The organism is Nitrospirota bacterium, assembly GCA_004296885.1.
Lineage (GTDB): Bacteria > Nitrospirota > Nitrospiria > Nitrospirales > Nitrospiraceae > SYGV01.
Genome location: SCVN01000012.1, coordinates 1 through 11167 on the forward strand (window position 1 = coordinate 1; position 11167 = coordinate 11167).

The window sequence follows — 11167 nt, forward strand, 5'->3', positions numbered from 1 at the left end:
CCTGGCCGTGCCGGCGAAGTCGGCCTGCTCGGCGTTGAGGCGGCTGTCCTGCAAGAGTTCGAGCATGCCGATGACGCCGTTGAGCGGCGTCCGGATCTCGTGGCTCATGGTGGCGAGGAAGCGGGCCTTGATCTGCGCGGCCTCCTCCGCCTTGGCCAGGGCCATGTCCAGCTCGACGTTCTTGTTCACGACGATCGCGGCGAGGTTGCGGATGGCCCGTTCGGTTCGCCGGATTTCGGTCAAGTTGGTTCCGTAGGCCCGCAACCGCCGGCAGACGGGGACCGAGCAGAGGGTCCAGGCATAGCACTGGTCTTCGAGCATGACCTCGACCGGTTCGATGCAGGCTTGGGCCGTGAGGCATTCGCGCACGAGCGTCGCGAGATTGTCCGGCAAAATCGCGGGACAGCCCTGATCCGTATAGCCAAAGCGATGGAGGAGTTGGAGCATCGCGCGGTTGGCATAGAGCAGGTGCCCCTCTTCGTCCAGCTCGACGACCGGAAAGGGGCTTTCTTCGGGGATCGAAGCCAGGCGGTGCAAATCCTGCTCCAGTTGGAGCTGAGGGCTCCGGTCGCGGAAGGTGAACAGGGCTCCCGTGGCGTCTCTGTCGAAGAGGGGGAGGCACTTGTATTCGACCGGTATCCACCGTCCGTCCCGGGCGCGGATGGCGGATTGCGCGGACCACACCGGCAGGCCGGTGTCGAAGACCTGGGCCACCGGGCACCGGGCGGTCTGGCCGGTCATGAGGTCGCGGGCCTGGGTTTCGGTCGTCGAGTGGACGAAGGCACGACCGTTGGCGGGGTTCGACCCGCAACCGGTCAGTTCGTGGAGCGAGAAGCCCAGGCAGTCGGCTTCGGTCCAACCCAGCATGCGAGCGCCTTCGGTATTGAGCGAGACGATGCAACCCCGGTCGTCCACCAGACAGAGCCCCAGCGGCAGGGCCTCGTAGGCGGTGTGGGCCAGGGTCAGGGCGACCTGGCGAAGAGCCTGATGGGGATGGTGAGCGGACATGTCAGTTCCACGATCCGGCGGTGAGCGCCATCGTTGTCGCGGGCTCGCAGTAGCGCAGCACGTCCACCCGCTCGACCGAGGCGTCCAGGACGCGGAGAATCGCGCGTGCCGGTTCGTTCGGCGTGGGAGCGGCCAGGTCCACGAGACAGGGCACCGGGTAGGGACGGCCCTGGGGATCGGTGATCAGTTTGATGCAGGGCCTGAGCCGCTCTACGGGGTTGACGGCGTAGACCACGGCCCGTTCTCCCGTGCTGAGCTCGACTAGGCTGCCGAAGGGATAGACGCCCAGGCATTGAATGAGCCACTCCACCAGCATCCGGTCGTACTGGTGCCGGAGGCCCAGCTGGAACAGTTGGCGCACAGCCTGGTCGGGCGAGAGCGGCGGGCGGCCGCCCCGGCTGCTGGCCATCGCATCGTAGGTGTCCACCAGCCCGACGATCTGGGCCGGCAAGGATACTCTCGTTCCCCTGAGCCCGTCAGGATAGCCGGACCCGTCCAGGCGCTCGTGGTGTTCGGCGATCACCGCGCGGGCAATGGCCGGTAGGGGACCGGCGCCCGAGAGCGCAGCCAGGCCGATCCGAGGATGGAGCCGCAGCAGCGCCAGGTCCTGCTCCGTCCGCCGCCCGTGCTGGCGGAAGAGATTTTGCGGCAGGCGCGTCTCACCGAGATCGTGCAGCAGGGCGCCCATGCCGAGCTGCTCCAACGAGCTGTCGGTCAATCCCTGGGCGCGGCCGACGATCAACGAGAAAATGCTCACATCCACCGAATGCGCGAACAGGTCCGTATCCAGACGTTTCATCTGCTCCAATTGGGTCAACGTGAGCATGGCCACCGGATGCTCCGTCAACCGGTCAAGCACGGACGTGACGACGGCGCGGAGCGCCGGACCGTCCAGGGGCGCGCCGGTCTTGAGACCGCTGAAGATTCGTTCGATGGCCGCCCGCGCCTCCGCGCGCACGGTGCGCGCGCGCGCCACCTCCTGCTCGAACGTGGCCTGAAAGCCCTCGGTGCCTTGCGCGCCGGCCGCCGCCTGGGCTGCATGCAGTGGGTGGGCCGGATCGGCCGGGGAATCGGGGACAATCGCCGGGCGGGGCGGCGGCGCGTCCTGTCCGCCGCACGGTTCTTCCACATCCAGGCCCCGAGCCGGGTCGATCGTCACCTGGCTGATGCCGCACGCTTTCAGCCGCGCCAGGTCTTCTTCCCGTTCGATCAACCAGTGATGCTTGAAAAACGGCGTCTGGAACCAGGACCGGTCCAGCCCCACGACGTACATGCCGAGCCTGATGCGCTCGACGGGAATCGTCTTGCCTTGACTCATCGCGGCTTCCTCGTCCGGTCCGAACGGTTTTTGGTTCACGGCACTGGTCCTTTGCTTCCGGCCCGGGAAGCCGTGGGGCGCCTACGCCGCAGTCGGCGTGAACGAACGTTTCTCCAGCGCGTTGGCTTTGAGCAGGCCCGTGATCTGGTCGGCGGCCAGGGGTTTGCTGAAATGGTAGCCCTGCGCCTCATCGCACCCCGCGGCGCGCAGGACGGCCAGCTGATCTCCGGTTTCGATGCCTTCGGCCAAGACCTTCAATTTCAGGCTGTGCGACATGGAAATGATCGCTTTGATGATCGTCGCGTCTTCCTGGTTGGTCGTGCAGTCCTTCACGAACGACCGGTCGATCTTGACCGTGTCCAGCGGCAGGCGCCGCAGGTAGCTCAGGGAGGAATAGCCGGTGCCGAAGTCGTCCATAGACAGGCGGACGCCGAGCTCGCGCAGCTCGCGCAAGGTGGTGGAAGCGGATTCGCCGTCCTGCATCATCATGCTTTCGGTCAGTTCCAGATCCAGGCAACGGGGATGAAGGTCGGTGGCCAGCAGGATGCGTGTGATCGTGTGCAGGAGATTCTGGCGCTGGAACTGGCGGGCCGAGAGGTTCACCGCCACCCGCAAGCCCGCGAAGCCCATCTCATGCCAGACCCGGGTCTGGGCACAGGCCCGTTGCAGGACCCATTCGCCCAGCGGAACGATCAGGCCGGTCTCCTCCGCGATGGGGATGAATTGCATGGGCGGCACCAGGCCGAGTTCCGGATGTTGCCAGCGGACCAGCGCCTCCACGCCGATGATCCGCCCGGTCTCCAGCGCGATGAGAGGTTGGTAATGGAGCAGAAACTCCTCCCGGTCCAGGGCCTTGTGCAGGCGGTTCTCGATGGCGAGCCGCTCGCCGGCCGAGGCGTTCATGGATTGGGAATAGAACTGATAGACGCTCCGTCCCGACTGTTTGGCGTGGTACATGGCGGTGTCGGCGTTCTTCAGCAGTTGGTCGGCGCTCTCGCCGTCGAGCGGAAACATCGCGATGCCGATGCTGGCCGAGACGAAGACCTCCTGGCCGTCCAGGTGGAAGGGTTTAGCCAGGCTCGCGAGGATGCGGCGGGCCACTTTGGCCGCGTCCGGCGCGCCGGCAATGCGATTCAGCAGGATGGTGAACTCGTCGCCGCCCAGGCGGGCCAGCGAGGCGGTGCGATCACACGTCCCGGCCAGGGGCGCGTGATCCTCATGCGGCCGTCCGACCGAGTCGCTGTTGCGCACGCAGGCCTTCAACCGGTCGCTGACTTCCTGCAGCAGCCGGTCTCCCTGTTGGTGACCCAGGGTGTCGTTGATCAATTTGAAACGGTCGAGGTCCAGCAGGAGGGTGGCCGCCAGGTGCCCGTGCCGTTGCGCATCCGCCACGGCCTGTGCCAGCCGGTCCCGGTACAGGAGCCGGTTCGGCAAACCGGTCAGGCTGTCGTAATAGGCGAGAAAATCCAGGTGTTCCTGGGCGCGCTTGCGCTCGGTGATGTCCTGGATCGTGCCGACGAGGGCTGTGGGCCGGCCCGCCTCGTCACAGGCGACCTCGCCTTCCTGGTGGACGATCCTGACCGTGCCGTCGGGACAGCACAGCCGATGGTCCAGGCTCAAACGGGTCCGTTGGGTGACGGCGGAGGCGAAGGCGTCCTCGACGAGCCGCTGGTCGTCGGGGTGGACGCATTGCAGGTATGCCGTCCGGGTGATGCAGGCGTCCGGTTCGGGTTGCCCCAGAAGGCGTCGGCCTTCCTCGGACAGATGAAAAGCCTGGGTCAGCAGGTTCCATTCCCAGTTGCCGATGTGGGCGATGCGCTGGGCGTTGGCCAGGTAGGCCTCGCTCTTGCGCAGCGCCTCCACCGTCGAGCTGATCCTCAGCAGGTAACGGACACGGTGGGCCAGGATCGCGCCGTTGAGCGGCTTCTGGACAAAGTCGGCGGCGCCGGCTTCGTAGGCGCGGGTGATGGAATCGGTGTCGTCCAGTCCCGTGAGCATTAAGACCGGCGTGCGATTGCCCCCGGGCAATCGGCGCAGCGCGACGCAGGTCTCGAGACCGTCCATGCGGGGCATCATGACGTCCAACAGCACAATGTCCGGGCGCAGACGCTCGAATGCGACCAGGGCTTCCTGTCCGCTGGAGGCCTCTTCCACGACCAAGCCCGCCTCCTCCAGGGACACACGGGCCAGGAGCCTCGGCGCAGCGTCCTGAAGCACGAGCAGGGCAAGGGGGCGCGATGTTGAGCCATCCATGCTGGGCCCTCGTCATTGTCCGGACGGCGATGCTGGGACGGGTGCCTTGCCGCCAAATTCCGCTGGAGGGTTATCGGTTTAAGACGCGGGCGACTTTAACCGGCAGGCGGATCGCCGGGTCGGTCGGCCTCGGTTCAAGTTTCACGATCGCCGTGCCGATACGGGGCATGTCTCTAAGTCAGGAACTAGGACATAGGTACCGTCTTCAAGATGGCGCCGGGCCTGATCGCGAGGGCGGGTCTGTGAGTCAGGGGCTTCATGCGCAAGCAGATTCCCATCGAGCAGCTCACGGTCGGCATGTTTCTCTGGGGGCTCGACAAGCCGGAGCTGGAAAACTCCGCCTACCGGTATCGTCTGTCGATTACGGATCAGGAACAGATTCGGATCCTCGATCGCTGCGGCGTCCGACTGGTCGAGATCGAGACGGACCGGGGGGCCGACGTTGTCGACGTGGATGCCTTCGCCCACGCGGGGCGCGAGTCACTGGCCGAGCCGTTGCCGCCGCCCGGCTCGGATGGTCCGAGTCTCGAGCCTGTCCGGACCGTACCGACATCGACCGAGCCCACGTCGTTCGATGAGGAACTGCCGCTGGCCAAGGCGGTCTATCGCGACGCCAAGCACATCGTGCAGCAGGCCATGGGCGACCTGCGCATGGGGCGGGAGATCAATGCGGATGCGGTCGCCCGCGTGGTGGACGGTCTGGCCGACAGCGTGCTGCGCAACCCCGCGGCGCTGACCAGCCTGTCCCGCCTAAAGAGCTTCGACGAGTACACCTTCTTTCACAGTGTCAACACCTCGGTCCTGGCCCTCGGCATGGGCCGGAGCCTGGGGATGGACCGCGCGACCTTGCATCTGCTGGGCATGGGGACCCTTCTGCACGACGTGGGTAAGACCAGGGTGCCGCTGGAGATCCTCAACAAGCCGGGCCGGTACGAGCCGAACGAGTACGAAATCATCAAGGAACATGCGCTCCACGGCGCGGAAATTCTGTCGAGAACACCGGGCCTCCACGAATGCGCCATCAAGCCGGCGCTGGAGCACCATGAACGGGTGGACGGGACCGGCTATCCGCATCAGCGCAAGGGGCATGAGTTGTCGCAGTTCGGGCTGATCGGCAGCATCGTGGACATCTACGATGCCATGACGAGCGACCGGGTGTACCACAAGGCCATGCCGCCTTTCAAAGCGCTGCAATTTCTGTTCGACCTGGGGAAGAAGGGCCACGTGGACCCGGGTTTGGTCGAGCGGTTCATCCGCTGCGTCAGCGTCTACCCGGTGGGGTCCTGCGTGGCGCTCAAGAGCGGGGCGATCGGGATCGTCACCCAGGTCTTTCCGGAGCGGCCTCTGCAGCCGAAGCTGTTGCTGGTGCGCGACCGGCATGCCAGGCCCATCGAGCCCCCGGAGGCGCTGAACCTGTCGGACCAGGAGCCGGGATGTCCCCATGCGATCGGCCTCGTCCTCGACCCGGCGGAGGTTGGCCTCAACCCGTCCGACTATCTGGACCGGCCCGAGACGGCTCTAGCCGGATGTTGATCGCTCGTGAAGCGTGAAGAAAGAAGACCTCCCTACGAACGACGCTTCACGAGATACGAGATACGTTTTACGAACGCCCTCCTCAAGGCCTAGTCTGCAACCGCCGATAAGCCTTGTATCATGGCTCAAGCCCCCACCAGTCTGCTCACGGTCGGCGTGCTGCTGCAATACACGATCCCGCTCGACCGGCAGGATCTGCAAACCTGCGCCACGTTGCTGGGGTGGAAAGAGGGGGCCTTCGTCATCAGCGGGTTGCCGTATCAAGAGGGCCAGCCGGTGGAGTGCCGTCAGGGCAATCCCTGCGTCGTGCGCTACATCCACGAAGGCAAGGTCGTGGGCTATCGGAGCGAGATTCGAGGCGGGCAGATTTCTCCGGAGCCGCTCCTGTTTTTGTCCTTCCCCGAGCGGATCGAAGAGATTTTGCTCCGCAAGCATCCCCGCATTCCCGTCCATCAGCCGATCATGGTGCGGTCCGACGAGCTGCCCGGCGCCGCCAGCGCTCCGTTTCAGGAGCAACCGGTCGTCGGAGTGTTGCAGGACTTGAGCATCGCCGGCTGTCGGGCATCGCTGACCGGATCGGCCCGGTGGATGATGCCCGGAGCAGCCGTCCGGCTGGAGTTCGAACTGCCGGGGATCGGGCACGTCACCAACCTGTCCGGCATCGTGAAGAACATCTCAGGCTCGGCGGCCCGGCCGCTGATCGGCCTGGAGTTTCAGTTCTATCGGACCGAGTTTATCGAGTTTCGCGGGTGGGGCGGCACGGTGCAAAAAGCGATCGAACAGTTCGTCGCGCAACGGCACATGCCGGCTCCGGTCGCGTGAAGAAAGAAGGCCTCCCTACACACGACGCCTCACGAGATACCACATACGTTTTCGGCGGCGAGATACGCTTTACGGATCACGAGCGACGGACTCCGGCGCCCTCCGTTGTGTCTCCTTCTCTCCCATGCTTCGAGTCGCGTTCCCTCCGCTCGCACCGGTCTCAAGTCGATGCCGGTTTCACACGATAGGGCTAATGCAGAGATCGCGCGCGCGGCGCGGATTGGTCGCGGGGAGGCCTGATGCAAGGCGGGTGGTGCCATATCTGCGGTTCATCGCAGAGGCAGGATGTGGCCGGGTCCAAGACCGGGCCGACGGGGCCTCGGGCGCGGTTCGTCCTCTGTCTGCACTGCGGCCACGTGTACCAGGACCCCATGCCCGGCGAGGCGGAACTGTGCCATGCCGACATACGGGATCGGTCCCTGCCGCGGATGGTGGGTCCGGAGACGGGGCATTGGCTGGCCGACCTGGTCGAGCCGGTGGTCCAGCACCGGACCTTGCTGGCAATCCGGTACGGGCTGGATGGGCTGGACCGTCACCATGGCCTGCTCGGCCCCTTTCGGGAGCGGGGCTGGAGCATCTATGAAGTTGCCTCCACGTCGGCGCTGCAAGGCCGACCATCCGAGTCTGCGCTGGACGCACGCCGGCCCTGGCCGCGCAGACCCAGCCGGACGTTTTCGTTGATTCTGGGCGGGCCGGTCGAACGGCTGCCGGACCCGGTGCCCGCGATATGCATGTTTCGACGCCATCTGGATGACGACGGTCTGCTGTTCCTGGCCATGCCCAACTTGTTGGACCCTTGCCCGACCGAGCGGATGGCGCAGGAACTGTTTCGTGGCTCCCATGCCCGCCTCTACAGTCCGGGCATGGCCCAGACCCTTCTGGCGCGGAGCGGGTTTCGAACTGAGGCGCTCAGGATGCATCAAGGCGACGGCATGCTGGGCCTGCTCGGCAAGCCGGAGGAGGCGTCCGAGGACCAGCCCTTTGACGATCCGACTGCGGTCGGGGAATTGTTTCACGTTTTGCAATGGCCGGGGTCCGCCGATCGGTTGGGCTGGAACCTGGCCTCGTTGGCGGAAACCCAGGCCTGGGTGCTCCCCGCCCTGTGTCGGCGGCACGATCAATCGGCCTTCGTCGTGCGCCGCAGCGGGAGGTGCGTGGCGGCGCTGGAGGGCAGGACGGCGGACGGAGATGCGGTTCCGATCGTCAAATGGGGGGAACTGGACGGATATCAGCAGGCCGCGACCGCCCTGTCTCGGCAGGGCGAACAGGAAGAGACGATCATCCAGTTGGGGTTGGGATCGGGCGAACTGGCAGCCTGTCTTGCGGAGCGGCTGAGCAGCCGTGGGCATCTCTTTATCTGGGAGGCGGACCCGGCCCTGGCGAGGAGGACCCTCGAGTTGGTGGACCTGAGTTCGCTCTGGTTGTCTCCCCGGGTCACCCTGCTCCTCGGCGAGGACCCGGTCCTCCCGCCGGCACAGCGGCAGCGCCTGTTCGGGCCGGCCATCCTGCACAGTTCGAATTCAGCGCGATGCTGGAACGTAGCGGCGTACCGCCAGATCCTCGGCCGACTGGACTTGTCCGGCGTGCGGCCGCAGGTGGCGACAGCGGCGACAGGAGGTACGGGGTCATGATCGGGACGAACCACAAACGCCGCACAGGATCGGATCCGGCCGCGGACAAGCGTCTGCTGCTGCTTATCGCCGCCATGACCGCTCTGGCGTTGGTGATGAGCGCGATTGGTCTCCACTATGTCGAGGATCGCCTGATTGCTGCGACGGGGGAAAGCCTGGCCGTATCGGCCGTCGATATTGCGGACAAATTGGACTGGATGTTGGCAGAGCGCTATGGCGATATCCAGGTGATGACGCAGAATCCGGTGCTCAGGGGATCGGATCGGACGGCTGCCACCGCCTGGCTCAATCAGATACAGGATGCCTATCCCGTCTATCTGTGGCTGGGCCTGACGGACCGGGAGGGTCGCATCGTGGCCGCGACATCGCCGGCCAGTCTCGGCCGCGACCGAAGCGGTGCGACCTGGTTTCGGGCCCTGCGAGACGGAGGCGGGATTCAGGTCCAGGACGCGGCGATCACGGAAGAATCCGAGGGGGTGGTGGCGGTCGTCTTTGCCGCGCCGATCATGAATGCTCGGGGAGGGTTTGCGGGGACGCTCGTTGGCCAAGTCGGCCTTCCCGTGCTAGAGGACGCCTTTGCGCGGACCGTGACCGCGTTGCAGGCGCAGCACGGGACCGAGAGCCACATCGAGTACCAATTCCTGGCCCGCGACGGCACCCTGATCGCGGATTCGCGATTGCGGGAAGAGGGGCGGGTGAATCTCAAGCAACTTGGACTCCCGTCCGCACTGCTCTATGAGGCGAGTCCTCCCGGCTACATCGAAGAAATGCACGATCGCCGGAAGGTGACGGTCGTCACGGGATTTTCCCGCACGAAGGGGACCATGGGGTTCTCGGGCTTGCAATGGGGCGTTCTGATTCGCATCGATAAGCACGACATTCTCGGTCCGATCACCGGGTTCCTGTGGAAATTGGGCCTGGCCTACGCCGTGGTGTTGCTGCCGATGCTCGGCGTCCTGTTCTGGACCACCCATCGCATCGTGCGGTCCGGCCGGGAACTTGAGCGCAAGAACACCGAACTTGTGGACATGCGCGACCAAGCGCTGCAAGCGGCCCGGTCGAAGGCGGCGTTTCTATCGACCATGAGCCACGAGATCCGCACCCCCATGAACGGGGTGATCGGCATGACGGGGATGCTGTTGGAAACGGAGCTGACGGAGGAGCAGCGCGAGTATGTCGGCATTGTGCAGCGATCCGGCGAAGCCCTGCTCGCCATCATTAACGACATCCTGGACTTCTCCAAGAATGAAGCGGGCAAGCTCCATCTGGAGTGCTTGGAATTCGATCTGCGCGAGGCGATGGATGAAGTGCTGGACTTGCTGGCCGAGCGGGCCCAAGCCAAGGGGTTGGAATTGGTCTGTCACGCCGGGCCGGACGTGCCCTCGCTTGTGCGTGGGGACCCGGGACGCATCCGCCAGATACTGACCAACCTTGTCAGCAATGCGATCAAATTTACCGAGCGCGGCGAGGTGGTCGTTCGCGTTGAACGCGACATCGCAAATGATGAATGCGAAACGATGAATGATGAATTGGCAACAACGAGCGGGGCCTCCGACATGCATCGTTCATCGTGCATCGTGTTGCGTTTCTCGGTCACCGACACCGGTATCGGACTGACTCCGGAAAGCCGGCTCAACCTGTTTCAGCCGTTTTCGCAGGCCGACGGTTCGATCACCAGAAAGTACGGAGGGACCGGTCTTGGTCTGGCCATTTGCAAGCAATTGGCCACGGCGATGGGAGGAGAGATGGGCGTAGTCAGCGAACCGGGCCGGGGCAGCACCTTCTGGTTCACCCTACGACTGGACCGGACGTCGGCCGACGCTGTTCTGCCGTCGGAGTCCGATCTGCGCGGGGTGCGGGCGTGTGTGGTGGATGACCATGACGGCAACCGCCGTATGCTGGAGGCCTGCCTGAAGGTCTGGGGCGTCGAGAGCGTCAGCGCCGTGGACGGCCTGCGGGGCCTCGCCGCGCTGCGGGGCGCGGCACAGTGCGGGAAGCCCTGCGAGGTGGCGATTCTGGACATGCACATGCCGGGCATGAGCGGGCTCGAGTTGGCACAGGCGATCAGAGACGACGCGTCCCTCGCCGGCATTCGGCTGGTGCTGTTGACGTCCTGGGGCCAGCACCACGAAGCGGAAGCCGCGAAGAAAGCCGGGGTGGACATCTATCTGACCAAGCCCGTCCGGCATGGCCAACTGCGCCGCTGCCTGGCGTCGGTGCTGGCGCAACCGTCCGTCGGCCAACTGAGCGCCTCGACTGTGCCGACCGATCGACCTTCCGATGTCCTCCCGTCCAGCCTACTCGTTCGGGTCCTCGTGGCCGAGGACAATGTGACCAACCAGAAAGTTGCGGCCCGCATGCTGGCAAAGCTGGGGTGCCGCGTCGATGTGGTCGCCAACGGGCTGGAAGCGGTGGAGGCGCAGGGGCGCATTGCGTATGACGTGATCTTGATGGACTGTCAGATGCCCGAGCTGGACGGCCTTGAAGCCACGCGCCGGATTCGTGAACGTGAAACATGTGAATGGGAAATGGCGAATCGCGAAGCGCAAGCCGGTTCGGACTCTGCGAACCGGTCCGGCTCACCGTTCACCGTTCACCGTTC

Annotated in this window: 6 protein-coding genes; 3 read left to right on the forward strand and 3 right to left on the reverse strand. The window is 65.2% G+C overall.

Annotation, left to right across the window (positions count from 1 at the left end; genetic code table 11):
* From EPO61_06845 to EPO61_06855, 3 genes are all read right to left on the reverse strand, one after another.
* Window positions 1–1008: PAS domain-containing protein (locus tag EPO61_06845; protein ID TAJ09188.1), on the reverse strand; the 1008-nt coding region annotated here is incomplete at its 3' end.
* A gap of 1 nt (window position 1009) precedes the next feature.
* Window positions 1010–2365: an HD-GYP domain-containing protein gene (locus EPO61_06850; GenBank protein TAJ09189.1), complete on the reverse strand. Its 1356-nt coding sequence runs from the start codon at window positions 2363–2365 to the stop codon at window positions 1010–1012.
* A gap of 42 nt (window positions 2366–2407) precedes the next feature.
* Complete coding sequence (locus EPO61_06855; GenBank protein TAJ09190.1) at window positions 2408–4579, reverse strand: EAL domain-containing protein; 2172 nt, start codon at window positions 4577–4579, stop codon at window positions 2408–2410.
* Between the two features lie 258 nt (window positions 4580–4837).
* Here EPO61_06855 and EPO61_06860 point away from each other — a divergent pair, with 258 nt between their 5' ends.
* From EPO61_06860 to EPO61_06870, 3 genes are all read left to right on the forward strand, one after another.
* Entirely contained in the window at window positions 4838–6112 is a 1275-nt protein-coding gene (locus EPO61_06860) for an HD-GYP domain-containing protein (protein TAJ09191.1), read from the forward strand.
* A gap of 120 nt (window positions 6113–6232) precedes the next feature.
* Window positions 6233–6934, forward strand: coding sequence for a flagellar brake protein (locus EPO61_06865; protein ID TAJ09192.1), 702 nt, complete (start codon window positions 6233–6235; stop codon window positions 6932–6934).
* A 1024-nt stretch (window positions 6935–7958) separates the two neighbouring features.
* A partial coding sequence (locus EPO61_06870; protein ID TAJ09193.1) for a response regulator occupies window positions 7959–11167 on the forward strand: 3209 nt, incomplete at its 3' end.

Coding starts and splice junctions, on each gene's coding strand:
- EPO61_06865 (TAJ09192.1), top strand. CDS start 6,233: ATGGCTCAAGCCCCCACCAGTCTGCTCACGGTCGGCGTGCTGCTGCAA.
- EPO61_06860 (TAJ09191.1), top strand. CDS start 4,838: ATGCGCAAGCAGATTCCCATCGAGCAGCTCACGGTCGGCATGTTTCTC.
- EPO61_06855 (TAJ09190.1), bottom strand. CDS start 4,579: ATGGATGGCTCAACATCGCGCCCCCTTGCCCTGCTCGTGCTTCAGGAC.